This window comes from Mesorhizobium sp. LSJC285A00, from assembly GCF_000503155.1.
Lineage (GTDB): Bacteria > Pseudomonadota > Alphaproteobacteria > Rhizobiales > Rhizobiaceae > Mesorhizobium.
The window spans coordinates 53,416-76,451 of record NZ_AYVK01000009.1 but is presented as its reverse complement, the minus strand read 5'-3'; the positions used below and the strand labels follow the sequence as shown (position 1 = coordinate 76,451).

At 62.6% G+C, this 23,036-nt stretch carries 30 protein-coding genes; 13 read left to right on the top strand and 17 right to left on the bottom strand.

Annotated elements, in window-relative coordinates; all coding sequences use genetic code 11:
• The first annotated feature begins 33 nt into the window (after nt 1-33).
• The gene (locus tag X726_RS158590) at nt 34-618 is read left to right on the top strand and encodes a hypothetical protein (RefSeq protein WP_156940622.1); all 585 of its coding nucleotides are present in this window, start codon (nt 34-36) and stop codon (nt 616-618) included.
• A 146-nt stretch (nt 619-764) separates the two neighbouring features.
• Nucleotides 765-1,553, top strand: coding sequence for a glutamate racemase (murI, locus tag X726_RS158595; protein ID WP_023669111.1), 789 nt, complete (start codon nt 765-767; stop codon nt 1,551-1,553).
• Nucleotides 1,554-1,636: 83 nt separating this feature from the next.
• On the opposite strand, the gene X726_RS158600 is transcribed toward murI, so the two are convergent.
• Nucleotides 1,637-3,019, bottom strand: coding sequence for an RNB domain-containing ribonuclease (locus tag X726_RS158600; protein WP_023669110.1), 1,383 nt, complete (start codon nt 3,017-3,019; stop codon nt 1,637-1,639).
• 160 nt (nt 3,020-3,179) lie between these two features.
• On the opposite strand from X726_RS158600, the gene X726_RS158605 reads away from it, so the two are divergent.
• Nucleotides 3,180-3,368 carry a DUF3008 family protein gene (locus X726_RS158605; RefSeq protein ID WP_023669109.1) on the top strand — a complete coding sequence of 63 codons (189 nt, stop codon included), beginning with the start codon at nt 3,180-3,182 and terminating at the stop codon, nt 3,366-3,368.
• 83 nt (nt 3,369-3,451) lie between these two features.
• On the opposite strand, the gene X726_RS1000000171065 is transcribed toward X726_RS158605, so the two are convergent.
• Nucleotides 3,452-3,601 (bottom strand): hypothetical protein, encoded by a 150-nt coding sequence (locus X726_RS1000000171065; protein WP_023669108.1) that lies wholly within the window; start codon nt 3,599-3,601, stop codon nt 3,452-3,454.
• 416 nt (nt 3,602-4,017) lie between these two features.
• Here X726_RS1000000171065 and rpsD point away from each other — a divergent pair, with 416 nt between their 5' ends.
• From rpsD to X726_RS1000000171550, 4 genes are all read left to right on the top strand, one after another.
• Nucleotides 4,018-4,635 carry a 30S ribosomal protein S4 gene (rpsD, locus tag X726_RS158610; RefSeq protein ID WP_023669107.1) on the top strand — a complete coding sequence of 206 codons (618 nt, stop codon included), beginning with the start codon at nt 4,018-4,020 and terminating at the stop codon, nt 4,633-4,635.
• Nucleotides 4,636-4,742: 107 nt separating this feature from the next.
• Nucleotides 4,743-5,630 carry a tRNA 2-thiocytidine(32) synthetase TtcA gene (gene ttcA / locus X726_RS158615; RefSeq protein WP_023669106.1) on the top strand — a complete coding sequence of 296 codons (888 nt, stop codon included), beginning with the start codon at nt 4,743-4,745 and terminating at the stop codon, nt 5,628-5,630.
• Nucleotides 5,620-6,447, top strand: a complete 828-nt coding sequence (locus tag X726_RS158620; protein ID WP_023669105.1) for an inositol monophosphatase family protein — start codon at nt 5,620-5,622, stop codon at nt 6,445-6,447. Before ttcA ends, X726_RS158620 begins: the two co-directional genes overlap by 11 nt.
• Nucleotides 6,448-6,709: 262 nt before the next feature.
• Nucleotides 6,710-6,943, top strand: a complete 234-nt coding sequence (locus tag X726_RS1000000171550) for a hypothetical protein (RefSeq protein WP_245259853.1) — start codon at nt 6,710-6,712, stop codon at nt 6,941-6,943.
• A 63-nt stretch (nt 6,944-7,006) separates the two neighbouring features.
• On the opposite strand, the gene X726_RS158630 is transcribed toward X726_RS1000000171550, so the two are convergent.
• Both X726_RS158630 and grxD read right to left on the bottom strand, forming a co-directional pair.
• Nucleotides 7,007-8,275, bottom strand: coding sequence for a multidrug effflux MFS transporter (locus X726_RS158630; protein ID WP_023669103.1), 1,269 nt, complete (start codon nt 8,273-8,275; stop codon nt 7,007-7,009).
• Nucleotides 8,276-8,393: 118 nt separating this feature from the next.
• Nucleotides 8,394-8,729: a Grx4 family monothiol glutaredoxin gene (gene grxD, locus X726_RS158635; RefSeq protein ID WP_023669102.1), complete on the bottom strand. Its 336-nt coding sequence runs from the start codon at nt 8,727-8,729 to the stop codon at nt 8,394-8,396.
• A gap of 160 nt (nt 8,730-8,889) precedes the next feature.
• On the opposite strand from grxD, the gene X726_RS158640 reads away from it, so the two are divergent.
• On the top strand, nt 8,890-9,723 hold the full coding sequence (locus tag X726_RS158640; RefSeq protein WP_023669101.1) for a phosphodiester glycosidase family protein: 834 nt from the start codon (nt 8,890-8,892) through the stop codon (nt 9,721-9,723).
• 12 nt (nt 9,724-9,735) lie between these two features.
• On the opposite strand, the gene X726_RS158645 is transcribed toward X726_RS158640, so the two are convergent.
• The 3 genes from X726_RS158645 to purL all read right to left on the bottom strand — a co-directional run bounded on the left by X726_RS158645 (nt 9,736) and on the right by purL (nt 12,821).
• The gene (locus X726_RS158645) at nt 9,736-9,969 is read right to left on the bottom strand and encodes a BolA family transcriptional regulator (RefSeq protein ID WP_010909092.1); all 234 of its coding nucleotides are present in this window, start codon (nt 9,967-9,969) and stop codon (nt 9,736-9,738) included.
• A gap of 99 nt (nt 9,970-10,068) precedes the next feature.
• Entirely contained in the window at nt 10,069-10,593 is a 525-nt protein-coding gene (locus X726_RS158650) for a hypothetical protein (RefSeq protein WP_023669100.1), read from the bottom strand.
• A complete protein-coding gene (gene purL, locus X726_RS158655; protein WP_023669099.1) occupies nt 10,590-12,821 on the bottom strand; it encodes a phosphoribosylformylglycinamidine synthase subunit PurL in 2,232 nt (743 codons plus the stop codon). The genes X726_RS158650 and purL overlap by 4 nt, the downstream gene beginning before the upstream one ends.
• Before the next feature lie 188 nt (nt 12,822-13,009).
• On the opposite strand from purL, the gene X726_RS1000000171060 reads away from it, so the two are divergent.
• Nucleotides 13,010-13,174, top strand: coding sequence for a hypothetical protein (locus X726_RS1000000171060; RefSeq protein ID WP_023669098.1), 165 nt, complete (start codon nt 13,010-13,012; stop codon nt 13,172-13,174).
• 42 nt (nt 13,175-13,216) lie between these two features.
• Here X726_RS1000000171060 and X726_RS158660 read toward each other — a convergent pair whose 3' ends face one another.
• Entirely contained in the window at nt 13,217-14,626 is a 1,410-nt protein-coding gene (locus X726_RS158660) for a PLP-dependent aminotransferase family protein (protein WP_023669097.1), read from the bottom strand.
• Between the two features lie 93 nt (nt 14,627-14,719).
• Here X726_RS158660 and X726_RS158665 point away from each other — a divergent pair, with 93 nt between their 5' ends.
• Nucleotides 14,720-14,959 (top strand): DUF1127 domain-containing protein, encoded by a 240-nt coding sequence (locus X726_RS158665; RefSeq protein WP_023669096.1) that lies wholly within the window; start codon nt 14,720-14,722, stop codon nt 14,957-14,959.
• 15 nt (nt 14,960-14,974) lie between these two features.
• Here the strand turns inward: X726_RS158665 and X726_RS158670 are convergent, their stop codons facing one another.
• The 6 genes from X726_RS158670 to X726_RS1000000172230 form a co-directional block, all read right to left on the bottom strand.
• Nucleotides 14,975-15,619 (bottom strand): Pr6Pr family membrane protein, encoded by a 645-nt coding sequence (locus tag X726_RS158670; RefSeq protein WP_023669095.1) that lies wholly within the window; start codon nt 15,617-15,619, stop codon nt 14,975-14,977.
• Nucleotides 15,620-15,623: 4 nt separating this feature from the next.
• Nucleotides 15,624-16,034, bottom strand: coding sequence for a hypothetical protein (locus X726_RS158675; protein WP_023669094.1), 411 nt, complete (start codon nt 16,032-16,034; stop codon nt 15,624-15,626).
• Between the two features lie 39 nt (nt 16,035-16,073).
• Complete coding sequence (purQ, locus tag X726_RS158680; protein WP_023669093.1) at nt 16,074-16,742, bottom strand: phosphoribosylformylglycinamidine synthase subunit PurQ; 669 nt, start codon at nt 16,740-16,742, stop codon at nt 16,074-16,076.
• A gap of 1 nt (nt 16,743) precedes the next feature.
• The gene (gene purS, locus X726_RS158685) at nt 16,744-16,986 is read right to left on the bottom strand and encodes a phosphoribosylformylglycinamidine synthase subunit PurS (protein WP_023669092.1); all 243 of its coding nucleotides are present in this window, start codon (nt 16,984-16,986) and stop codon (nt 16,744-16,746) included.
• A gap of 88 nt (nt 16,987-17,074) precedes the next feature.
• On the bottom strand, nt 17,075-17,869 hold the full coding sequence (purC, locus tag X726_RS158690) for a phosphoribosylaminoimidazolesuccinocarboxamide synthase (protein WP_013532127.1): 795 nt from the start codon (nt 17,867-17,869) through the stop codon (nt 17,075-17,077).
• 105 nt (nt 17,870-17,974) lie between these two features.
• Nucleotides 17,975-18,097, bottom strand: a complete 123-nt coding sequence (locus X726_RS1000000172230; RefSeq protein ID WP_280790911.1) for a hypothetical protein — start codon at nt 18,095-18,097, stop codon at nt 17,975-17,977.
• Nucleotides 18,098-18,144: 47 nt separating this feature from the next.
• On the opposite strand from X726_RS1000000172230, the gene X726_RS158695 reads away from it, so the two are divergent.
• Nucleotides 18,145-18,465: a DUF1476 domain-containing protein gene (locus X726_RS158695; RefSeq protein ID WP_023669091.1), complete on the top strand. Its 321-nt coding sequence runs from the start codon at nt 18,145-18,147 to the stop codon at nt 18,463-18,465.
• A 127-nt stretch (nt 18,466-18,592) separates the two neighbouring features.
• On the top strand, nt 18,593-19,366 hold the full coding sequence (locus X726_RS158700) for an HpcH/HpaI aldolase/citrate lyase family protein (RefSeq protein WP_023669090.1): 774 nt from the start codon (nt 18,593-18,595) through the stop codon (nt 19,364-19,366).
• A 19-nt stretch (nt 19,367-19,385) separates the two neighbouring features.
• On the opposite strand, the gene X726_RS158705 is transcribed toward X726_RS158700, so the two are convergent.
• Nucleotides 19,386-19,940 carry an alpha/beta hydrolase gene (locus X726_RS158705; protein WP_023669089.1) on the bottom strand — a complete coding sequence of 185 codons (555 nt, stop codon included), beginning with the start codon at nt 19,938-19,940 and terminating at the stop codon, nt 19,386-19,388.
• A gap of 194 nt (nt 19,941-20,134) precedes the next feature.
• Between X726_RS158705 and X726_RS158710 the strand changes: the two genes are divergently transcribed.
• On the top strand, nt 20,135-20,950 hold the full coding sequence (locus tag X726_RS158710; protein WP_023669088.1) for a VOC family protein: 816 nt from the start codon (nt 20,135-20,137) through the stop codon (nt 20,948-20,950).
• Nucleotides 20,951-20,965: 15 nt separating this feature from the next.
• Here the strand turns inward: X726_RS158710 and X726_RS158715 are convergent, their stop codons facing one another.
• Together X726_RS158715 and purB are read right to left on the bottom strand one after the other, a co-directional pair.
• Complete coding sequence (locus tag X726_RS158715; protein WP_023669087.1) at nt 20,966-21,694, bottom strand: metallophosphoesterase family protein; 729 nt, start codon at nt 21,692-21,694, stop codon at nt 20,966-20,968.
• Nucleotides 21,695-21,702: 8 nt separating this feature from the next.
• Nucleotides 21,703-23,004, bottom strand: a complete 1,302-nt coding sequence (gene purB / locus X726_RS158720; RefSeq protein ID WP_023669086.1) for an adenylosuccinate lyase — start codon at nt 23,002-23,004, stop codon at nt 21,703-21,705.
• Between the last annotated feature and the right edge of the window lie 32 nt (nt 23,005-23,036).

The window sequence follows — 23,036 nt, the reverse complement described above, 5'->3', positions numbered from 1 at the left end:
GGGTGGCAAATGTTCACGTCCAAAATCGGCCGTATGCGCTTCTTCTTCTATTCGCTCGGCGTAGCCCTGCTCGAGGCCGTTCTAGCTGTGCTGTGCATCGTTGGCACGATCGGCTTTGAGGGGCTGGTCAACTCGGCGCCCGGTCCATTGCGGCAAGGGATGGCAGGCGCGGTTCTGGTCGTTTCCCTCCTGGCCGTGGTCATGCGTGCCAACATCGCCTGGCGACGCAGCCGCGACGCCAACGGCAAAGCCTGGATCCTGTGGTCCTACATCGTGTTCTGCGCCATCTACGCCTTTCTGCAGGCAGGCACGCTGCTGGTCATCGATTTCAACAATCCGGAAAGCACGTCCAGCGGTTTGAACCTGCTTGCGCTGTCGATCTTTGGCCTTTGGTGCACGATTCTGGTGGCTAAGCCGGTGGCGGGCATCAATATCGACGAACTGACATCGGTTTTCGATTTCGATGGCGATACGCCCATGCCTGCGGCATCCGGCCGGACGGCCAGCAGCACGGCACAGTCTTCCATGCGCAACGCCACACCGGCCACGCGCTCGGTGCCGTCCGCCCAGCCTCTGGGCCGTCCGCGGCCCGCCGGGTTCGGCAAGCGCGGGCTCTAGAGCAACCGAGGCAAGGTCGTCTTCGCCGGCTTTGCATGGAAGTTGCTAACATTCGCCACTTCAAGGCCATGATGGTTGCAGATAGAACGGCATTGGCCAATGACCGCCAAGCCTTCTGATCCAGCCTCTTTCATGGTCCGATATCAATGAGCCACCGTCCGATACTGATGTTCGATTCCGGCGTTGGAGGATTGACCGTGCTGCGCGAAGCGCGCGTGCTGATGCCTGACCGGCGCTTCGTCTACGTCGCCGATGACAAGGCCTTTCCCTACGGCGCCTGGGAAGAGCCGGCGCTGCAGGCCCATATAGTCGAGCTCTTCGCCAAGCTGCTCGACCGTTTTGATCCGGAAATTTCGGTCGTCGCCTGCAATACCGCTTCGACGCTGGTGATCGATGCGTTGCGGGAAAAATTCCCTGGCCATCCCTTTGTCGGCACCGTGCCGGCAATCAAGCCGGCGGCCGAGCGCACCCGGTCCGGGCTGGTCTCGGTGCTGGCGACGCCGGGCACGGTGAAGCGCCAGTACACGCGCGACCTGATCGGCAAATGGGCGCAGAAATGCCATGTGCGGCTGGTCGGCAGCAACAATCTCGCCGGACTGGCCGAGGCCTACATGCGCGAGGGCTTTGTCGACGAGGAGGCCGTGCGTGCCGAGATCGCACCGTGTTTCGTCCAGCATGACGATTTGTGCACGGACATCGTCGTGCTCGCCTGCACGCACTATCCGTTCCTGGCCAATCGCATGCGCAAGACCGCGCCCTGGCCGGTCGACTGGATCGACCCGGCCGAGGCGATTGCGCGGCGCGCTCTGTCGCTGCTTCCGGCTGTCGCCGGGCCATTGCCGCAAAGCGAGCCCGACATCGCCGTCTTTACCTCGGGAAAGGCGGACTTCGCCATCAGCCGGCTGATGCAGGGTTTTGGATTGAGCGCGCGCTAATGCATGTCGCCCAAAAGTGCGCAGCGGTTTTGGGACAAGGACATGCACAAAACGAAAAAACTAAAGCGCGTCGCCGACGCGCTTTAGGCAGGCTCGAAGACAATGACGCGCCGATCCGGATCGGCCGAAACAAGCCTTAGCGTCAGGCCATCGCCCTGCCTGAACCCAGAGGCCTTCACATTCGCAACGACAGGCATGTCCGAGAGCTGAACGCGCACACGCTGATCACCGACGTCGGTGACGACGGCCTTGAATGTTTCACCCATGCGCCCCCTCAGCATCACCGCCTCGGCAAGGTCGATGGCCGCGTGGTTGATCTGCGAGGCGCGGGCGCCTGCGCGGCCCATCACCTTCGGCAGTCTGGAAAACGCCTCGGTAACGGCTTGCGGCACCGGCTGGCCGTTGACGATGGCCAGCACGCAGCGCACGACATAGCGATCGGCCAGCCGCCTCAGGGGCGCGGTGGCGTGGGCATAGGTCGCGGCCATCGCCTCGTGCCAGGGGACAACGCCTTCTTCATAGGGTTGGTAGGACGCACCGGAGCCGGCGCGGCGGATTTCCAGCATCAGCGCTGCCTGGTGCATGTTGGTCGGATCGAGGGTTCGCTGATAGTCGGACAGGCTGGTCGAAGGAGGCCAGGACAGGCCTAAGGCCCGTGCCGCGCTGCGCAGTCTTTGTACTTTGGAAGCATCGGGCGGCGCCATCACCCGGAACAAGCCGGTCCGGTGTGCCAGCATGGCGTCGGCAATCGCCATGTTGGCGGCCAGCGAAAGTGCTGCGTTGTCTTGCTCGGATTGCAGCAGCGGTCTGAACGCAAGCTGGAACGTGCCATCGGCAAGCTGTTCCACCTCCTGCTCGGGCGGGTCGACGCGCGAAGCGCCGCGACGGTCTTCGGCCGCCGCCATGCGTCGCGCGATTTCGGCGAAGCCGACTGGGACGTCGGCGGCCTGCACGCTGTCATAGGCGAGCTTGGCGCGGCTTTGAATGATTGCCCGCTCCGCGCCATCCAGCCTTACCGCTCCGTCGTCGACGATCCGGACCGTGAAGATGACAGCCGGACGCGGACCGCTGGGCAGCAAGCTCGCGGCGCCCTCGGCAAGCACCCGGGGATAGAGCCCGGCCTTGCCGTCCGGCAAATACAGGGTTTCGCCCCGCGCCCAGGCTTCGCGATCCACCGCGTCGCCGTCCGCGACGAACCAGGCTACGTCGGCAATCGCATAGTGCAACAGAAGGTCGCTACCGCTCGCTTCGATCGAAAACGCTTGGTCAAGATCGGTGGAAGCCGCGGGATCGAGCGTCACGAAGGGCATCGCCGTGCGGTCGGCATGCTGGTCGGGCACGCGCCTGGCCGCCGTCTGTGCCATGGCCATTACATCAGGGGGAAATGCCTCCGGCACATGGAACTCGGTGCGGATTTTCGCGAGGCCGGTAGCGAGTGCCTGCGAGGGATCGTTCAACGATTTCATGGCGCCGTCCTACACCGGCGTTGCGGGCACGGGAAGGTGGTTTTGCCGGCAGTTGGCCGACCATGGGCAGGCATGAGCGCGGAACGGAAGTTGACCGCCAGCGCTGGAACCGTCGCCGGAGCGCAACGTTTCTTCCTCTGTCAGCAAAGGAGGTGCCGATATGCCTGCAACCTCAAAAGCACAGCAAAAGGCCGCTGGAGCAGCCCTGTCGGCCAAGCGCGGCGAGACCAGGAAGAGCGAACTTCAAGGCGCGTCGAAGTCGATGTACAATTCGATGAGCGAAAAACAGCTCGAGGAATTCGCAGACACCAAGCGCAAAGGCCTGCCGGAGAAGAAATCGGCAGACTGAAACCTTCAACCGAGTCGATAAACAAAGCCCGTGGCCGAAACCACGGGCTTCTTCGGTTCAGGCCAAGCCCGAAACCCCTGACGTCACCAGCAGCGCTTCACCTTGTAGCGGATGACCTTCTTGTGGCCATGCCGCCAGATGACCTTCTTCTTCACCACGACATGGCAGGTCTGACGATGCTTGTGGCCCTGCCAATGCTTGGCCATCGCTGGCTCGGGCACGGCGATCGACATCGTCCCGGCCAGGACGGAAAAACTTCTTCATGCGACTTCGGGCTCCTTTGGCTCCGGTCCCTTCCTAAATGCCGTCGGCGCAACAACCTCCCGCCGCATCCGGCACGGCACTCAACGCCAAAGACGTGATATGGTTGCCGGGCCCAGTGCCAGCGACGCGCTTGACTCTGCTCAAATCTCCGTTTAACGAGCGCACCAACACCGGGCCGCAATGCCCGGTTGTTTCTTTTGCATGGCAAGCCCGGGAAAGCAGGTTTATCGTTTCCTGGGCCTTGTCTAGACTGACGTGTCCCGTGGGTTTCCGCCGCGTTGCGTGGGAAAACCCTGTCAGGCCTCGAAAACGGAGGCCAGAGGAGGGCGCGTTTCCTTCACCCGGACCATGAGGTTCCGGGTGGTTTGTTTTGAAAGGGAATGCGATGAGCAAGCGCGAATCCGCCAAGTACAAGATCGACCGCCGTCTCGGCGAAAACATCTGGGGCCGCCCGAAGTCCCCGGTCAACAAGCGTGAATACGGCCCCGGCCAGCACGGCCAGCGCCGCAAGGGCAAGCTTTCCGATTTCGGCCTGCAGCTGCGCGCCAAGCAGAAGCTGAAGGGTCACTATGGTGATGTCTCCGAAAAGCAGTTCCGCAAGGTCTATGAAGAGGCTGATCGCCGCAAGGGCGACACCTCCGAGAACCTGATCGGCCTGCTCGAGTCGCGTCTGGATGCGGTCGTCTACCGCTCCAAGTTCGTGCCCACCATTTTCGCGGCTCGCCAGTTCGTCAACCACGGCCACGTCAACGTCAACGGCAAGCGCGTCAACATCGGCTCGTACCGTTGCAAGCCGGGCGATGTCGTCGAAGTGCGGGAAAAGTCGAAGCAGCTGGTCATCGTGCTGGAAGCGGTCGGCCTCGCCGAGCGCGACGTGCCGGACTATATCGAAGTCGATCACAACAAGATGGTCGCGACCTTCTCGCGCATCCCCGGCCTGGCCGATGTTCCGTTCGCCGTGCAGATGGAGCCGAACCTGGTCGTCGAATTCTATTCGCGCTAAGCGATCGCTTTTCTGCGATACTGGAAAGGGCCGCCCGTCGAGGCGGCCTTTTCTTTGTCGGCCATGTCCGCTAATCCGGCACTCTCGGCTATGGAAAGCGACAAGCCATGAACATGCTGGCAGACATCGAAACAGTTGAACCGATTGCTGAAGGCGGCTTCCATCCGCTGTTTGCCGACGTGCCGTCTTCCGTCGAGTTCAACAAACTGCGTAAGCGGCTGTTGCGGTTAACCCGTCAGGCGGTCGAGGATTTCGCCATGGCGAGGCCCGGCGACCGCTGGCTGGTGGCCTTGTCCGGCGGCAAGGATTCCTACGGGCTGCTGGCCGTGCTGCTCGATCTCAAATGGCGCGGGCTGCTGCCGGTCGAGCTGCTGGCCTGCAATCTCGACCAGGGCCAGCCGAATTTTCCGAAGCACATTTTGCCCGACTACCTCGATGCGCATGGCATTGCCCATCGCATCGAGTATCAGGACACCTATTCGGTGGTCACCGACAAGCTGCCTCAGGGCAGCACCTATTGTTCGCTGTGCTCGCGGCTGCGGCGCGGCCATCTCTATCGCATCGCGCGCGAGGAGGGCTGTTCGGCGCTGGTGCTCGGCCACCACCGCGAGGACATTCTCGAAACCTTCTTCATGAATCTGTTCCATGGCGGCCGCCTTGCCGCCATGCCGCCAAAGCTGCTCAATGACGACGGCGACGTCATGGTGCTGCGGCCGCTGAGCTACTGCGCCGAGGTCGATCTGGAAAAATTCGCCGCCGCTATGAAATTCCCGATCATTCCCTGCGATCTCTGCGGCAGCCAGGAAGGCCTGCAGCGCAACGCCATGAAGGCGATGCTGGACGATATGGAAAAGCGCATGCCGGGCCGCAAGGATACGATGCTGCGCGCGCTGTCCAACACCAGGCCGTCGCATCTGCTCGACAGAAAGCTGTTCGACTTTGCCGCCCTCAATGGCAGCCTCAGCACAGGACAAGACATTTCCGATGATATTTGACGACCAAGCGATCGACTGGCTGGCCGAACTTCTCGCCGATGCAGCCAGGGCCGAAATCATGCCACGCTTTCGCCGGCTGGGCGAGGGCGACATCAGACAGAAGACCTCGGCTGCCGACCTGGTGACCGAGGCCGACATCAACGCCGAGCGGCTGATCACGGCCAGGCTGCGCGAGCGCTATCCCACGGCGATGATCGTCGGCGAGGAAGCCTGTTCCGACAATCCGGCGCTGCTTCAAGGGCTCGGCGATGCCGACCTCGCCTTCGTCGTCGACCCGGTCGACGGCACCTTCAACTTCGCCTCCGGCGTGCCGCTCTTCGGCGTCATGCTGAGCGTCGTCGTCAAGGGCGAAACCGTCGCCGGTATCATCCATGACCCCGTAGGCCGGGACTGGCTGATCGGCGCCAAGGGCGCCGGCAGCCATATCCGCCATGCGCATGGCGCGCTGGAGACGGTGCATGTCGCCGATGCCGTGCCGATCTCGCAGATGACCGGCTCCGTCTCCTGGCAATATCTGGCGGAACCGCAACGCTCGCTCTTGGCGCGCAACCAGACCAAGACCCTATCGCAGTTCGGCTATCGCTGCGCGGCACATGAATACCGTCTTCTGGCCAGCGGCCATGCCCATTTCGTCGTCTACAACAAACTGATGCCGTGGGACCATCTGGTCGGTGTGCTGATCCACGCCGAGGCCGGCGGCTACACCGCGCGGATCGACGGCAGCGCCTATCTGCCCTCGTATATCGACGGCGGCATTCTTGTCGCCCCGGACAAGGAAAGCTGGCAGGAGTTGCGCAGGGAACTCTGGGCGCAATAATCGGTCCAACTGCTGGTAGAGGCTTTCGTCAAGTATATTGGCTCTGTTATAGTGTCCAATCTCTCACGAAGTCGGAAGCTGCGAAATGAAACATCGGTCCGCAATTGTTGCAACGGCGCTTGCACTTGCCTTGGCCGCCGCTGGCGCCACTGAGGCAAGATCGCAGGAACGCGCGTGCGGCAGTCGCGATCCCGTCGATACCATAGACGAGATGTTTTCCGCGATCTTTGCCTGTTGGCAGCCGCCGCCTGGAAGTGCTGGCATGACCCTGACGCTGAGTTTCTCAATTCGCAAAAACGGCACGCTGATGGGCAAACCGCGCGCCACTTTCTCCCATATGGGAGATGATGCCTCGCTCAACCGGGTCTTTGTGTCATCCGTGCTCGAAGCTCTCGACAAGGCTCTGCCGATGCCTCTTTCGGACAGCATGGGTGGCGCCATCGCAGGGCGCCCGCTGTTCCCTCGTTTCACGGCAGTGATTGGCGGCGCATCCTGAAACGCGTCGCTTGAAGGTGGCTGCGGTCTGAGACAAATAAAACTCGTAGCGCAGAACAGTTGCTCAATGCAGGTCGGTGACGTGCCCTAAAATGGGTGGGTTGTGCGGCTGGAACATCTTGCCGCGCTCGGCGATCAGGATCATCAGCAGGGCCGCGACCGAGACGCTGCAGAAGCCGGCGGCAAGCGGCGTCACCGTGCCGTTGAAGGCCTGGCCGATCAGCGTGCCGAGGATGCCGCCGAGAAAAGTCTGCATGAAGCCCAGGATGGACGACGCGGTGCCCGCCAGTTGGCCGAGCGGCTCCATCGCGAGCGCGTTGAAATTGGCGCCGAGCGCGCCGAACGGGAGCATCGCGCTGGCGAAGAAGGTGATGAACAGCCAGAGTGGCATCTTCATTTGAAGCGAAACGGTGAGCCAGGCAAGGCTGATCACTAGGAACAACAGCAGTGCGCTCTGCGACAGGCGGCGCATGCCGATGCGGCCGACCAGGCGCGAGTTGAGGTAGTTCGAAAAAGCGAGAACGCCGGCGACACCCGCGAAGATGACAGGAAACAATTCGCCGACATGAAAAATGTCGACATAGATCTGCTGTGCGGAGGCGATGAAGCCGAACATGGCGGCGAAAATGAAGGTGCTGGCAAAGGCGTAGCAAAGCGCCATGCGGTTGGTGAGCACGATGCGGAAACCACCGACGACGGATGAGACTGTCAGCGGCCGGCGGTACTCCGGATGCAGCGTCTCCGGCAGCCGCAGCAGCGACCACGCCGACACGATCAGCGCTCCGACGGCCATGGTGACGAAGATCCAGTGCCATGTTGCGAACAGCATGATGAACTGGCCGATCCCAGGCGCGATCACCGGGATGGCCATGAACACCATGAAGATCAGAGACATCACCTCGGCCATGCGCCGACCGTCGAACGTGTCGCGCACGATCGAGACGGCGATGACGCGGGTCGCCGCCGCACCGATGCCTTGCACCAGCCGGCACAGCAGCAGGACGGCGAATGACGGGGCGATGGCGGCAGCTGCCGCCGCCACGACATAAATCGCCAGCCCGGCAACGAGTGGCGCGCGGCGCCCGAACCGGTCCGAGATCGGTCCGAAGAAAAGCTGTCCGCCACCGAAGCCCAATATATAGGCGGTGATCACATACTGGCGGTGGTTTTCATTCTCAACGCCAAGCGTGGCGCCGATTTGCTGCAGTGCCGGCAGCATGATGTCGATGGCCAGCGAGTTCAACGCCATCAGTGCCGCGCACAGCGCGATGAATTCCCAGCGCGGAATAGGCAATTTGCGTGCCTGTTGCGGCGCTTTTGCTGGCTGGTCCACGGCGGGTCCGATCTTCAAAACGAATATGCGCCGGCATGCCGGCGCATAAGTTCGTCCTCACTCCGATAGGGGGAGGTAACATTTTGCCGGGGCGGGGCTGCCCCGTCTCAACTCAGAATCAGGCTGTCGCTTTGACGCTGACGCCCTTGTCGACGAGCAACGTCTGCAACTCGCCTGCCTGGAACATTTCTCGGATGATGTCGCAGCCGCCGACGAATTCGCCCTTGACGTAAAGCTGCGGGATCGTCGGCCAGTTCGAATATTCCTTGATGCCTTGGCGCAGTTCGGCCGAGGTCAGCACGTCGACGCCCTTATAGTCGGCTCCGATGTAATCGAGGATCTGGACGACCTGGCCGGAAAAGCCGCACTGCGGAAAACCGGGCGTGCCCTTCATGAAAAGGACGACGTCGTTGCCCTTCACTTCGCTGTCGATGTAGTCGTTGATGCCGCTCATGAGATATCCTTTCACGCCTGTGGGAGTCAGGCTCGAAGCATAGCCATCAAATAAACCCATAGATGGGCCGAAACAAGATGTTTGCGCCGCCGTCTCGGAAATGGCGCAAAGGATCGCCTGTCTTGGGCCAAGCATCCGAGCCGATTGCAACCTTCGGAACATGATGAAAAGACGATATGGCGCCGCCCTTCCGATCGCCATCCTGCTGGCGGCGATTGCCGTTGTCTGGTGGCCGAGACGCCCCGAGCCGCCGCCGCTGGTCATTGGCGGTGACCTGCCCGCGCCTTGCCGGAATGTCGCCTTCGAGGCGGTGACCTATGTCGTCTGCGAGACCGATCTTCGCGCCGACAGCATCGGTGTTTTCCACGCCGGCGCCGATGGCAAGCCTTTTGGTTCGCTCGAAGCCTTCGACAAGGCGGTTGCGGGCGAGGGGAGGCCGGTGCTGCTCGCCATGAATGGCGGCATGTATCACGAGGATTTGTCGCCGGTCGGCCTGCTGGTCGAGGACGGCAGCGAAAAGTCACGGCTCAATCTTGCCGACGGCGAAGGCAATTTCTTCCTGAAACCGAACGGCGTCTTTCTGGTGGGCAATGACGGCAAGGCGGCTGTCATGGAAAGCAACGCCTATGCGGTCACCAAACGCGATGTTGCCTTCGCCACGCAGTCCGGCCCGATGCTGGTGATCGATGGCAAGATTCACCCACGCTTCGAGCCGAACGGAACCTCGCGCTACATCCGCAACGGCGTCGGCGTGCGCGATGAAAACACCGTTTTGCTGGCGATCTCGCGGTCTGAGGTCAGTTTCGGCAGCTTTGCGCGGCTGTTTCGCGACGCGCTACAATGCCGCAACGCGCTGTTCCTCGACGGCGCGGTTTCCGCGCTGTCGGATGGGAAAAGAATGATCGTCGGCGGAAAATACCCGGCGGGCCCGATCATCTCAGTGTCGGCGAAGCCGATCACGTCAGTGTCGGCGAAGCAGCCGCAGAAACAGTAGGCCAGTCTGGCTTCAGTCCGGCACGCTGGTCTGCAGGGCCAGCGCGTGCAGCACGCCGCCCATATTGCCCTTCAGCGCATCATAGACCATCTGGTGCTGCTGGACGCGGCTCTTTCCGCGGAAGCTTTCGGCCACCACTTCGGCTGCATAGTGATCGCCGTCACCGGCGAGGTCGCGGATCGTCACCTTGGCGTCCGGAATGCCGTCCTTGATCAGTTTTTCGATGTCGTGGGCATCCATTGCCATGGCAAAATCCTGTTCTGGGCGGCTAGGCACGAGTGACTCGCACGGCAGCCTAAAGCCTTTCTGGTCCGGGTTGAAGCCGTTCTGTCGGCGACGCAGTGTCTAAGGGCCATCCTGCCGCGGGTGAACCACACCATCTTCGGTAATGTCGTCGCGGGTCGAGAACCCCCGGCCAAGGCTGAACACCAGGACATAGAGCGGGATGTTGAGCGCCAGGTTGATAATCGGGAGATAGCTGGTCATCTGCCACAAGGGCGAAAAGAATGGTTGGCCATAGCCGTCGCAGATCAGCGATGACCCGTATTCCCACAGCGCGCCGGTAATGACCGCAATGGCAAAGAGCTTGATGCAGGTGGCGACATGCCTTGCGCGCGCCGGGTTCGGCAAAAGGCGGCTCCACAGCACCAGGCAGACGATGGGGATCGCATAGATCAGACTTTGCAAGGCCAGCATCTGCAGTGTGCCATTGGCCGCCTCAATGAACTGGTCACGCCTTTCCAGCAGCGGACAGACCTCGCTCGAGGTCGTCGACAGCAGGAAAAAGACGAACGGCCCGAGGAACCAGAAGAAGAACAGCGACGGCCAGAAGACGACTGCGATCAGCGTCCGGGCTGCCAGGCTGGTCAAATGGACTTGTCCATGAAGTTCGGGAACCAGCCTTCGTGGGCGGCGGTCAATTCGCTGACCGGGATCGCCCTGGCATCGCCGAGCTTCAGTTCGTTTCCACCGGTCGAGCCGATCCATGGCGCAAAGATGCCGAGCTTGCTCTGTTCCTCGCGGATGGCGTCCCATTCCTTGCTCTGCGGATCGACGGACAGCGTCAGCAGGTAGCGGCCCTGGTCTTCGCCGAACCAGACCGGGATCGGGTCGGTGCCGGCGAGCCCCGGAATGGTGGCGCCGATGCCGGACGCCATCGCCATTTCGGCCAGGGCTATCGCCAAGCCGCCATCGGAAAGGTCATGCGCCGCGGTCACGACGCCCGACGCGATCAGCGCGCGCACATGGTCGCCGACGCGCTTTTCATGGGCGAGGTCGACGGATGGCGGCGGCCCGTCGGTGCGGCCATGGATGTCCCTGAAATAGGCGGACTGGCCGAGATGGCTGCCCCAGCTTGCGGGCGCGCCGACCAGCAGGATCATCTGGCCCTCGGCGGCAAAGCCGATACGGGTCATCTTCGACCAGTCGGCAATCAGCCCCACGCCGCCGATGGTCGGCGTCGGCAGGATACCTTGGCCATTGGTTTCGTTGTAGAGCGAGACATTGCCCGACACGATCGGGAAGCCGAGCGCCCGGCAGGCATCGCCAATGCCTTTCACCGCGCCGACCAGTTGGCCCATGATCTCAGGCCGTTCCGGATTGCCGAAATTGAGGTTGTCGGTGGCCGCCAGCGGCAGCGCGCCGGTGGCGGTGAGGTTGCGCCAGCATTCGGCCACCGCCTGCTTGCCGCCTTCGTACGGGTCGGCCTCGCAATAGCGCGGCGTGACGTCGGAGGAGAAGGCGAGCGCCTTGGTCGGATGGCCTTCGACGCGCACCACGCCGGCGTCGCCGCCGGGAAGCTGCAGCGAATTGCCCTGGATCAGCGTGTCGTACTGCTCCCACACCCAGCGGCGCGACGACAGGTTCGGCCCGCCGAGCAGTTTCAACAGCGCATCGGCAACGTCGGCCTTCGGCGCATCGCCGGCTGCGAGCGCCGCCGGCTTCTTCGGCTCGACCCAGGGGCGGTCATATTCCGGCGCCTTGTCGCCAAGGTCCTTGATCGGCAGATTGGCGACCTCGTCGCCCTGATGGATGACGCGGAAACGCAGATCGTCGGTGGTCTTGCCGACGATAGCGAAGTCGAGGCCCCATTTGTGGAAGATCGCCTCGGCTTCCTTTTCCTTCTCGGGGCGCAGCACCATCAGCATGCGCTCCTGACTCTCCGACAGCATCATCTCATAGGCGCTCATGCGCTCTTCGCGCACCGGCACCTGGTCGAGGTGAAGCTCGATGCCGAGGTCGCCCTTGGCGCCCATCTCGACCGCCGAACAGGTGAGGCCGGCCGCACCCATGTCCTGGATGGCGATGACGGCGCCAGACGCCATCAGCTCAAGACAGGCTTCGAGCAGGCATTTTTCGGTGAAGGGATCGCCGACCTGCACGGTCGGGCGCTTCTCGTCGATCTTGTCGTCGAACTCGGCCGAGGCCATCGTGGCGCCGCCGACGCCGTCGCGCCCGGTCTTGGCGCCGAGATAGACGACCGGCAGGCCGACGCCCTTGGCTTCCGACAGGAAGATCGCATCGGTCTTGGCGAGGCCCGCGGCAAAGGCGTTGACCAGGATGTTGCCGTTGTAGCGGGCGTCGAAATTGACCTCGCCGCCGACGGTCGGCACGCCAAAGGCGTTGCCGTATCCTCCGACGCCGGAAACCACGCCGCTGACCAGGTGCCTGGTCTTGGGATGGTCCGGTGCCCCGAAGCGCAAAGCGTTCATCGCCGCAATTGGCCGCGCGCCCATGGTGAAGACGTCGCGCAATATGCCGCCGACGCCGGTCGCCGCACCCTGGTAGGGCTCGATGTAGGAGGGATGGTTGTGGCTCTCCATCTTGAAGACGACGCAGTCGCCGTCGCCGATATCGACCACGCCGGCGTTCTCGCCCGGACCCTGGATGACCTGCGGCCCGGTGGTCGGCAGCGTGCGCAGCCATTTCTTCGAGGATTTGTAGGAGCAGTGCTCATTCCACATCGCCGAGAAGATGCCGAGTTCGGTAAAGCTCGGTTCGCGCCCGACCAGATCGAGGATGCGCTGGTATTCGTCGGGCTTCAGCCCATGCGCGGCTATGAGTTCCGGGGTGATCGGCACGGAATTGGAAATGGTCATGGGCGGCGATTGATGTCCATGGGAGAGGGGAATTTGAGTCCCCTCATATCGCAAGCTTTGGCGTGATACACCCCATTGGATGACGAAAAACGCCGGAAAACCACAGGGCGACGATGGTAGCGGGGAGCCGCTGGGGAACGCTATGGCATCCCGGCCGTTAGGCCTCAAACCAATCAGGAGATTTCGACATGGCCACCAAGCAAGGCAAGAAAGACAATCGCCTCTCCGACAAGGAGGCCATGCATATTGCCGAGACCACCGACGTTTCGCCCAAGCAGGCCAAGGACCTGGCCGAGAAGCACGGCAAGGACAAGGGCGCAAAGGAAGCCAAAAACTTCAAGGCAGAGGGCTGAACCTGAGATCGGTACACAGGCGCACGGTTTAGCGCCAACGATTCAGGACGAACTGTCGTAGCCGGCGCGGCCTTCCTCCAGCAGCCGCCGGATCACCGCGACGCCGCCGGTGATGTCCTCGCGCCGCCTTGGCTGCGAGACGCCGAAACGCACGCCGTGAAAAACCTGCTCGGAACGCCCCGCCTTGAACTCGTCCTCGTCGTCGAGGAGCACGCCATTTTCGAGGCATGCGCTCCTGAACGTGCCGGACAGCCAGGGATCGGGCAGCGTCAGCCAGACGAAGGGCACGCTGCCGTGTGACTTGAAGGCGAAACCCGCCAGTGTCTCGCGCACGATGGCGATGCGGGCGGCAATTTCGGCAATGCTGCGTTTGCGGATATCGCCAGCCTGCCCTGACAGCACCAGCCGCGCATTCACCTCCGCCAGCAGGAACGGCATCCCGCCGGTCATCATCTTGTGGGCGACGCGGATGCGATGGCGATAGGCGGGCGGGCAGGAGAGCCAGCCGCCGCGAACACCTGCCGCGACCGATTTCGACAGACCGCCGGCGACAATGGTGCGCTCGGGTGCATATTCGGCGATGAGCGGCGTCGGATCTTCGGTCAGGCCGCCATAGAGATCGTCCTCGATGACGATGACATTGTACGCGCGCGCGACACGAGCGATCGCCTCGCGGCGCGAAACCGACAGGATCGCCAGCGTCGGGTTCTGCACCGTCGGCATCAGGAAGATCATCTTCGGGTGCTTTTGCGCGCAGACGCGTTCGAAATCCTCGGGATCGAGGCCTTCTTCGTCCGATGCCACCAGTGCTATGCGCCGCCCGATCAGCCCGGCGCTGCGGGCGATCTGCGAATAGGTGAGGTGCTCGAAGGCGACATAGTCGCCCGGCGTGGTCAGTGCCGCAATCGCCGCCATCACCGCGGCATGTGTGCCAAGCGTGGGAACGATGGTGTCGGCCGCCGGACGGAACGAATTGCGCGACAGCCAGCGGGCGCCGGCCTCGAACCAGCGCTCCGGAAAATCCCTGGTGTAGCTCGAAATCTCGTGCGGGTGTTCCTGCACCGTGCGCGAGAGCATGTCAGCGACAATGGCGCCCTGGCCGATGTCGGGCGCGGCAGTGCTGTCGAAACGCAGTTTGCCGGGCGGCGCATCGACATAGCGCGTGCCTTGCACGGCAGGCTCGGCGAATTCGGGTGACGCTTCCGATTGCTGCGCCAGCACATAGGTCCCGCGACCGACTTCGCCGCTCACCAGGCCGCGCTCGCGCAGCAGCTGATAGGCTCGGCCGATCGTGCCGACCGTCGTGCCGATATCATAGGCGAGATCGCGCTGCGGCGGCAATTTTGCCCCGGCATCGATGACGCCCTTGTCGATGTCCGACTCGATGCTGTCGGCAAGGCGCTGGTAAAGCGGGCCGGAACCGATGGTGAGGTCAGGGAGCCAATTTGTCATGGTGACAATTCTGTATATTGCACCAGATCGGGTGTCAATGCATATCAGAACCGTACCAAGATGGGTACAATTTGCAACCTTGGCAGAAAGAACATGGATACAATCGAGACAATCCGCTGCGCGGGCATTGAATTGGTCGGGCCGTCCAGCCGGCGAGGCTTTGTCGGCCGGATCGTGCATGTGGTCAGATCGCTGGCGCGATGGATCGACGTGCTGATCGAGCGCCGTCGCGGCCGCCTGGCTTTGCTCGAAATGACCGACGAGCAGCTCAGGGACATCGGTGTGTCGCGTGACGACGCTCACCGCGAAGGGATCCGACGGCTCTGGGACTGACCCGGAGCCGGTTCGTCAACGACGGGTGCGCGGAGCCCTGAGGCGTGAGACGCCCCTATCGGCAAGCACGGCGAGGATGCACAGCACCAGGAAAACCCCGGTGACGGCCAGCGCCGCAAGGGCGACGCTGGCCGCGCCGTTTTTCGCAACGTCGAGGAACGGGTAGGGCACTTCGCCTGCGATCGGTGCGCGCGCCAGCGCATAGGCGAGATAGGCGATCGGAAAGGCCATCCACCACGAAATGTCGCTCCAGCGTGTCCTGCCGTCAGCGCCTGCAACAAGCCACCACAGCACGAACAGCACCGGCGTCACATAGTGCAGCAGCACGTCACAGAGCAGGAACAGCCCCTGCGGCTGCCAGAGCTGCGCCAGAACTGTCGCGTAGACGATGAAGACCAGGGCGATGGAAGCCGCCACGCCCGCCCGCATCCGCGGCCCGGCAAAGGCCGGCAGCCAGGCGTAGCCCGAAGGCGACAGCAGCGAGACATGGACCAGCACTGCACCGATGTTGGTCAGGATGGTGAAGAAGCTGAACAGAAAGACGATGGAGCCGAGAAAACTGCGGCCGGCTTCCATCGATGCCGGGATGGTGATGCACGCTTGCAGTACAAGCCCGGCCAGACCGATGATCAATCCCGCAAACTGCAGGAAGCGGCCCATGGCGTCAGGCGGCCGCGTTGCAGGAGGGGTTGCCCGTTTGCCAGCGCGCAATGTCGGATCCGATGCGCGCGCCGAGCGGATCGTCCATCAGCGGACCGAACACGTCGACGCGGCTGGAATTGCCTTGCGCCTGGACGACCAGCAGCGGCTTGCCGCCATAATGCTTGGCCGGCACCAGCAGGAAGCGGGGCGTGCCGCTGAACGAATTCAGCTCATTGGCCATCTGATAGGATTTGAAGGCGGGATCCTTGCTGGCGATCCAGCATTTGTGGGCCGATATCGCTACCTGTTCCATGGCCAGCAGCGAAGCGCTCTTGCCCGTGGGGACCGGCGCGCTCTTCGGGCTGGACTGGCAGGACGCCAACGCCAAGCCGGCAGCAGCCAGGGGACCTAGGCGAACAATCGTCAGTCTCATGGTCAACCGCCCCCGCGTTTTGAAAGGTTCGAAGAGATATCAGGCGGCGATGCCGAGTGCGCCTTCGAACAGCGCCCGGCCGTCACTGCCGCCATGCGCGGCCTCGATCAGGTTTTCCGGATGCGGCATCAGGCCGAGCACATTGCCCTTCTCGCTGACGATACCGGCAATGTCGTTGATCGAGCCATTGGGATTGCTGCCCTCGGCATAGCGAAACACCACCTGTCCTTCGCCTTCGAGGCGCGCAAGCGTGTCGGTATCGGCGAAATAATTGCCGTCATGATGCGCAACCGGCGTGCGGATGATTTGGCCCGGCTGATAGCGGCGGGTGAACATGGTGTTGGCGTTGGCGATTTCGAGCTTCACCTCTCGGCAGACGAATTTCAGCGAGGCATTGCGCATCAGCGCGCCAGGCAAAAGGCCGGCTTCCACCAGAATCTGGAACCCGTTGCAGACGCCGATGACCATGACGCCCTTGGCCGCCTTTTCCGCCACCGCCCGCATGACCGGCATGCGCGCGGCAATGGCGCCGCAACGCAGATAGTCGCCGAACGAGAAGCCGCCGGGAATGGCGATCAGGTCCACATCAGGGATTTCGGTGTCGGTCTGCCAGACGGTCGCCGGCGCCTGCCCGGAAATCTTGGTCAGCGCCGCAATCATGTCGCGGTCGCGGTTGAGGCCGGGGAGAAGAACGACAGCTGATTTCATATCAAGCGATCTCCACCGCGTAATTCTCGATCACTGTGTTCGCCAGCAACTTGTCGCACATGGCTTTCAGATCGGCTTCGGCCTTGGCCTTGTCGGTCTCTGAGAGCTCGAGGTCGAAGACCTTGCCCTGCCGCACCTGGCCGACGCCGCCGAACCCCAGTCCGGACAGAGCGTGCTCTATGGCTTTTCCCTGCGGGTCGAGCACGCCGTTCTTGAGGGTGACGGTGATGCGGGCCTTGATCATGCTGGACAGGTTCCTGTTCGAAGACTTAGCAATTCCAGGAAAAGTCTGAAGCGGTTTTTCGTCCGGAATCGCGTCAAGAAATGAAGACTTAGTGCGGCTTGCCTTTGAGGCCATCGGTCGAGGCGACGAGCACCGGGCCGGTCGGGCGCGGCGGCTCGTTCTCGTTCATGATGCCGAGGCGGCGGGCAACTTCCTGATAGGCTTCGACGAGGCCGCCCATATCGCGGCGGAAACGGTCCTTGTCGAGCTTGTCCTGCGTTGCCACGTCCCACAGCCGGCACGAATCCGGCGAGATCTCGTCGGCAACGACGATGCGCATCATGTCGCCCTCGAACAGGCGGCCGCATTCGATCTTGAAATCGACGAGTTGGATGCCGACGCCCATGAACAGGCCGGAGAGGAAGTCGTTGACGCGGATGGCCAGCGCCATGACGTCGTCGATCTCCTGCGGGCTTGCCCAGCCGAAAGCGGTGATGTGCTCTTCCGACACCATCGGATCGTCGAGCGCATCGGCCTTGTAATAGAATTCGATGATCGAGCGCGGCAGAACGGTGCCTTCCTCGATGCCGAGGCGCTTGGACAGCGAGCCGGCGGCGACATTGCGCACCACCACTTCGAGCGGAATGATCTCGACTTCCTTGATCAACTGCTCGCGCATGTTGAGCCGGCGGATGAAGTGGGTCGGAATGCCCATGCGGTTCAGATGGTTGAAGATGTACTCGGAAATGCGGTTGTTGAGCACACCCTTGCCGTCGATGACCTCATGTTTCTTCTTGTTGAATGCGGTCGCATCATCTTTGAAGAACTGGATAAGCGTGCCCGGTTCCGGTCCCTCATAGAGGATCTTGGCCTTGCCTTCATAAATGCGGCGGCGATTTTTCATCTGATTTTTCTCTGGATTTGCGGGCAGGCGGCAAGCGACCAGTTCCTGTCCGTCTGCCTAAATTGGTGCGGCGACGGGTGGGGTTCAATGCCGGGTCTATCCCAATCACAGCGTTTGCTCAATCGGCAAATCCTTTCCATCGACCGCTTTCAGGAATGAAATGCCGCAGCGCAGCAAGTGATGTAGCATATTGACCGGCCCGCGCCCTTTTGGTTTGTGCTGCGGCAACACACATATCCATCGCCAACGCGAATCGATTTCATCGGAGGGAAGCCATGAGCAGCATGAAAGACCGCGAAGAGGGTTTTGAGCGCAAATTCGCCTTCGACGAAGAACTTCGCTTCAAGGCTTCCGCACGCCGCAACAAGGCGCTCGGTCTGTGGGCCGCCGAAAAGCTGGGCAAATCCGGCACTGACGCCGACGCCTATGCCAAGGAAGTTGTGGTTTCCGATATCGAGGAAGCCGGCGATCACGACGTATTCCGCAAGATCCGCAAGGATTTCGACGCCGCCGGCGTCGACCAGTCGGATCACCAGATCCGCCGCACCATGGACGAACTGATGGCGCAGGCGATCGAGCAGATCAAGAACACCTAGAGCGAGTAGCGCTGGACCAATCGACCGCCCGGTCCAGCCGGGCGGTTTTTCTTTGCCTTTTCAGCCTTTTCCGGCTGAAACTGTGCGTAGGCCTGTTACAAGGCTCTACCCAACGAGGAAAGCACCCATGTCCCTGAAGTCACGCCTGGCGGCGGATGAAACGCTGTTCACCGCCTGGTCCGGCGTTCCGGACGCTTTGACGGTCGAAATCATCGCCAAGCAGGGTTTTGACGCCGTCACCCTCGATATGCAGCATGGCGGACACCACGAAGACTCGGTCTTGCGCGGCCTGGTGCCGGTGCTGGCCGCCAACAAGCCGGCGCTGGTGCGCATTCCGGTCGGCCGCTTCGACATGGCCAGCCGCGCCCTCGATTTCGGTGCCGAGGCGGTGATTGCACCGATGGTGAATTCGGTGGCCGATGCAAAACTCTTTGCCGCGGCGATGAAATATCCGCCGATGGGCGAGCGCTCCTGGGGCCCGACCTATGCTTTTCCGCGCCATGGCAAAGGCGACCACGCCGAATGGCTGCGCGACACCAATCAACGCACCATGGCCTTTGCCATGGTCGAAACGCGCGCCGCACTCGATGCGCTGGACGGCATCCTCGACACGCCGGGCATTGACGGCATCTTCCTCGGCCCATCGGATTTCTCCATCGCCTGGTCGAATGGCGCCACCGTCAATTCGACGCTGGAAAGCATGATGGAAACCGTCGCCTCCATCGCCGAGCGGACGCGCAAGGCGGGCAAGCATGCGGCGATCTACGTCGTTGAGCCGGCGATTGCCGGCCGCGTCGTGGCGATGGGCTACCGGCTGCTGGCGATGGGCTCGGACCATGCGCTGATTTCGCTCGGCGCAAAGATACTCATCAAAAGCATGAACGATTCGATAAAGGGCTGAGGCGTGGTGCCTTGCCCGGTCAGGCCTTGAGGTCGGTCAGGAACTTGGCGAAGGTCATCGACCCTTCCGGCCAAGGGCCGAAGCCGGCATCCTCATTGAGGTGACCGGTTTCGCCGGCATCGATGAACAGCGAACCCCAGGCGCCGGCAATGTCCTCGGCAACCTCGAAGGCGCAGAACGGATCGTTGCGGCTGGCGATGACGATGGACGGGAAGGGCAGCGGTTCGCGCGCATAGGGACCAAAGGTCATCAGGTGACGCGGCCTTATCTCCGGGTTGGCGACGTCGGGCGGCGCGACAAAAAACGCGCCGGCGACCGGCTTCCTGAACTGCGGAATGGCCTGCACCGCGGCCGCCACGCCCAGGGAATGGGCAACGATCACCACCGGCCGCTCGGCCTCGTTGACAGCGTTCGCCACGCTCGCCGTCCAGTCCTCGCGCACCGGCTTCGACCACTCCGCCTGCTCGACCCGGCGCGCCGTCGACAGTTTCGACTGCCAGCGTGTCTGCCAGTGTTCGGGGCCGGAATTGGTGTAGCCCGGCACGATCAGAATATCTGCGTCTTTGACTTTCATGGCGCTGAGATAGCGAGCGGCCGTGTCTCGTGCAACCCGCGCTGACGCATGCGGTGCATCACAATCGTGAACAACCTGTTCGATTCTTTCCATCTTGTGTGAACGATCAGGATCGACGATTTGAGGCAGGAAGAGATGGACAACAGAATAGACTGGTGGCGCGGCCTGGGATAATGCGCTGAACGGAGAGTTTTATGAGCGAACTGCCTTTTGCCGCGACGACCCCCGTCAGCGTGTCACGCGTGGGCCTGAAGGCGCGCGACGCCGAAGGACTTGCCGATTACTACCGGGCTGTTGTCGGCCTGCAGGAATTGAGCCGCGCCGATGGCGCCATCACGCTGGGCGCTGCCGAGCGCCCGCTGCTGGTCATCGAGCCTGACGCAGCGGCCAAGCCCGACGATCCGCGCAGCGCCGGCCTTTTCCACACCGCTTTCCTTCTGCCCAGCCGCGCCGATCTCGGCCGTTGGATAAACCATGCCGCCGCCAACAAGATCCGCATCGAGGGCGCCTCCGACCATCTGGTCAGCGAGGCTTTGTACCTGACCGACCCCGAAGGCAACGGCATTGAAATCTATAGGGACCGTCTGCCGCAGGAGTGGAAGTGGAACGGCGACAAGATCGCCATGGCGACCGAGCGGCTGAATCTGGCCGCCGTGGTTGGCAGCGTGCCGGCCGGTGACGCCGGCTGGCAGGGCGCGCCGCAAAACAGCATTATCGGCCATGTCCATCTGCGCGTCGGCCGGCCGGAAGATGCCGAGGCCTGGTGGCACGACGAATTTGGCTTCGACACGGTCGCTAAGTATGGAGGGCAGGCGGTGTTCCTGTCGTCGGGAGGCTACCACCATCATATCGGTGGCAATTCGTGGCACAGCGCCGGCGCCGGCCGGCGCGATCCGTCCCGCTCGGGTCTGGCCTGGGTCGAGATGCGGTCGGACAAGACAACCGCTGAAACCACGCGGGAAGATCCGTGGGGCACGGTTATCCGCACCGTGCCGGGCGCCGCCGGCTGAGCGCCCGCTCGGTTCTTACAAGGAATTGGCGGCGTAGCCCGTCAGCAGCCCATGCGCCCAGCTGTCGAAGCCGGTGGCTGTCGCGCGGGTGGACGCCTCGGTCCAGTCATAATTGACCACGTGATGGCTGAACGACCATTGTCCGTCCTTGCGCGTAGCGAGGGCGTAGCGGGCATGCGGACTGCCGGTCACGGTCAGGCCGGGGAATGCCTGGACGCCGACGCTGCCCGGATTGAGGATTGTCCGGTTGTCCGACAAGCGCACAACGCGCGGCGTATGTGTATGGCCGCACAAGGTCAGCCCGGCGCCGGCGCTGCCCAGCTTGTGCCTGATCTGCTTTTCATTGGAGGGGTGGAAGTGGCTGCCTCCGTCTTCCTCGAGCAGGAACACGTCGTCGTCACTGGGGCTGCCATGGCAAAGCAGGATGTCCGGGGCAGGCGACAGGGTGACCGGCAAGGCCGAGAGCCAGGTCAGGGATGTCTCAGAGAGGCGTTGGTGGGTGAAAGCATCGACGTCTTCCAACCCGGAAGCAGGGGGCTCGATCAGCACACGGTCGTGATTGCCGCGCACGGTCGGCCAATTCTGCGCCATCAGATATTGCGCGGTTTCTTCAGGCCATAGCGGCCCGGAGAGACAATCGCCCAGATTGACGATAATGTCGGGAGAAGCGTCTTTGATCTGCGCATGAACCGCCTCAAGCGCGCGCAGGTTCCCATGGATGTCGGAAAGGACAGCCAGCCGCATGGAAGATCCTATCCGAAAACCCGCTTGAAGATCGTGTCGACATGCTTGGTGTGATAGCCCAGGTCGAATTTCTCGCGGATCTCGGCTTCGGGCAGCGCTGCGATGACTTCCTTGTCGGCCAACAATTCCTCAAGGAAATCAGCGCCATGTTCCCATACCTTCATGGCGTTGCGCTGCACCAGGCGGTAGGCGTCCTCGCGGCTGACGCCGGCTTGCGTCAGCGCCAAAAGCACGCGCTGCGAATGCACAAGGCCACGGAACTTGTTCATGTTCTTCAGCATGTTGTCGGGATAGACCAGCAATTTGTCGATGACGCCGGTCAACCGCGACAGCGCGAAATCGAGTGTTATCGTGGCGTCCGGGCCGATCATGCGCTCGACCGAGGAATGCGAAATGTCGCGCTCGTGCCAGAGCGCGACATTCTCCATCGCCGGCAAGGCCATGGAGCGCACCATGCGGGCAAGGCCGGTGAGGTTTTCGGTCAGCACCGGGTTGCGCTTGTGCGGCATTGCCGACGAGCCCTTCTGGCCCGGCGAAAAATACTCTTCCGCTTCCAGCACCTCGGTGCGCTGCAGATGGCGGATCTCGGTCGCCAGCCGCTCGACCGACGAGGCGATGACGCCGAGCGTGGCAAAGAACATGGCATGGCGGTCGCGAGGGATGACCTGCGTCGACACCGGCTCCGGCTTCAGCCCAAGCTTTTTCGCCACATGTTCTTCGACATAGGGATCGATGTTGGCGAAGGTGCCGATCGCGCCCGATATGGCGCAGGTGGCAATATCCTCTCGCGCGTGCACCAGCCGCTCGCGGCAGCGTGAGAACTCGGCATAGGCCTGCGCCAGCTTGACGCCGAACGTGGTCGGCTCGGCATGAATGCCGTGGCTGCGGCCGATGGTGACGGTGTCCTTGTGCTCGAAGGCCCGGCGCTTCAGCGCGGCGAGCAGGCCGTCGAGGTCGGCCAGCAGGATATCGCTGGCGCGGCCGAGCTGCACCGCAAGGCAGGTGTCGAGAACATCCGATGAGGTCATGCCCTGGTGGATGAAACGCGCATCCGGCCCGACGAATTCGGCGAGATGGGTGAGGAAGGCGATGACGTCGTGCTTGGTGACGGCCTCGATCTCGTCGATCTTGCCGACGTCGAATTGGGCGGCGCCGCCTTTTTCCCAGATGGTTTTGGCGGCTTCCCTGGGAATGACGCCGAGCTCGGCCAGCGCATCGCAGGCATGGGCCTCGATCTCGAACCAGATGCGGAAGCGGGTTTCCGGCGACCAGATGGCGACCATTTCCGGCCGGGAATAGCGAGGGATCATCCGTCAGTCCTGATGTGTCGGTGGTTAAGTGC

Bases quoted from the DNA above. Each gene is read 5' to 3' on its own strand.
- X726_RS158590 (WP_156940622.1), top strand. From the start codon at position 34: ATGCGCTTCTTCTTCTATTCGCTCGGCGTAGCCCTGCTCGAGGCCGTT.
- murI (WP_023669111.1), top strand. From the start codon at position 765: ATGAGCCACCGTCCGATACTGATGTTCGATTCCGGCGTTGGAGGATTG.
- X726_RS158600 (WP_023669110.1), bottom strand. From the start codon at position 3,019: ATGAAATCGTTGAACGATCCCTCGCAGGCACTCGCTACCGGCCTCGCG.
- X726_RS158605 (WP_023669109.1), top strand. From the start codon at position 3,180: ATGCCTGCAACCTCAAAAGCACAGCAAAAGGCCGCTGGAGCAGCCCTG.
- X726_RS1000000171065 (WP_023669108.1), bottom strand. From the start codon at position 3,601: ATGTCGATCGCCGTGCCCGAGCCAGCGATGGCCAAGCATTGGCAGGGC.
- rpsD (WP_023669107.1), top strand. From the start codon at position 4,018: ATGAGCAAGCGCGAATCCGCCAAGTACAAGATCGACCGCCGTCTCGGC.
- ttcA (WP_023669106.1), top strand. From the start codon at position 4,743: ATGAACATGCTGGCAGACATCGAAACAGTTGAACCGATTGCTGAAGGC.
- X726_RS158620 (WP_023669105.1), top strand. From the start codon at position 5,620: ATGATATTTGACGACCAAGCGATCGACTGGCTGGCCGAACTTCTCGCC.
- X726_RS1000000171550 (WP_245259853.1), top strand. From the start codon at position 6,710: ATGACCCTGACGCTGAGTTTCTCAATTCGCAAAAACGGCACGCTGATG.
- grxD (WP_023669102.1), bottom strand. From the start codon at position 8,729: ATGAGCGGCATCAACGACTACATCGACAGCGAAGTGAAGGGCAACGAC.
- X726_RS158640 (WP_023669101.1), top strand. From the start codon at position 8,890: ATGATGAAAAGACGATATGGCGCCGCCCTTCCGATCGCCATCCTGCTG.
- X726_RS158645 (WP_010909092.1), bottom strand. From the start codon at position 9,969: ATGGCAATGGATGCCCACGACATCGAAAAACTGATCAAGGACGGCATT.
- purL (WP_023669099.1), bottom strand. From the start codon at position 12,821: ATGACCATTTCCAATTCCGTGCCGATCACCCCGGAACTCATAGCCGCG.
- X726_RS1000000171060 (WP_023669098.1), top strand. From the start codon at position 13,010: ATGGCCACCAAGCAAGGCAAGAAAGACAATCGCCTCTCCGACAAGGAG.
- X726_RS158660 (WP_023669097.1), bottom strand. From the start codon at position 14,626: ATGACAAATTGGCTCCCTGACCTCACCATCGGTTCCGGCCCGCTTTAC.
- X726_RS158665 (WP_023669096.1), top strand. From the start codon at position 14,720: ATGGATACAATCGAGACAATCCGCTGCGCGGGCATTGAATTGGTCGGG.
- X726_RS158670 (WP_023669095.1), bottom strand. From the start codon at position 15,619: ATGGGCCGCTTCCTGCAGTTTGCGGGATTGATCATCGGTCTGGCCGGG.
- X726_RS158675 (WP_023669094.1), bottom strand. From the start codon at position 16,034: ATGAGACTGACGATTGTTCGCCTAGGTCCCCTGGCTGCTGCCGGCTTG.
- purQ (WP_023669093.1), bottom strand. From the start codon at position 16,742: ATGAAATCAGCTGTCGTTCTTCTCCCCGGCCTCAACCGCGACCGCGAC.
- purS (WP_023669092.1), bottom strand. From the start codon at position 16,986: ATGATCAAGGCCCGCATCACCGTCACCCTCAAGAACGGCGTGCTCGAC.
- purC (WP_013532127.1), bottom strand. From the start codon at position 17,869: ATGAAAAATCGCCGCCGCATTTATGAAGGCAAGGCCAAGATCCTCTAT.
- X726_RS158695 (WP_023669091.1), top strand. From the start codon at position 18,145: ATGAGCAGCATGAAAGACCGCGAAGAGGGTTTTGAGCGCAAATTCGCC.
- X726_RS158700 (WP_023669090.1), top strand. From the start codon at position 18,593: ATGTCCCTGAAGTCACGCCTGGCGGCGGATGAAACGCTGTTCACCGCC.
- X726_RS158705 (WP_023669089.1), bottom strand. From the start codon at position 19,940: ATGAAAGTCAAAGACGCAGATATTCTGATCGTGCCGGGCTACACCAAT.
- X726_RS158710 (WP_023669088.1), top strand. From the start codon at position 20,135: ATGAGCGAACTGCCTTTTGCCGCGACGACCCCCGTCAGCGTGTCACGC.
- X726_RS158715 (WP_023669087.1), bottom strand. From the start codon at position 21,694: ATGCGGCTGGCTGTCCTTTCCGACATCCATGGGAACCTGCGCGCGCTT.
- purB (WP_023669086.1), bottom strand. From the start codon at position 23,004: ATGATCCCTCGCTATTCCCGGCCGGAAATGGTCGCCATCTGGTCGCCG.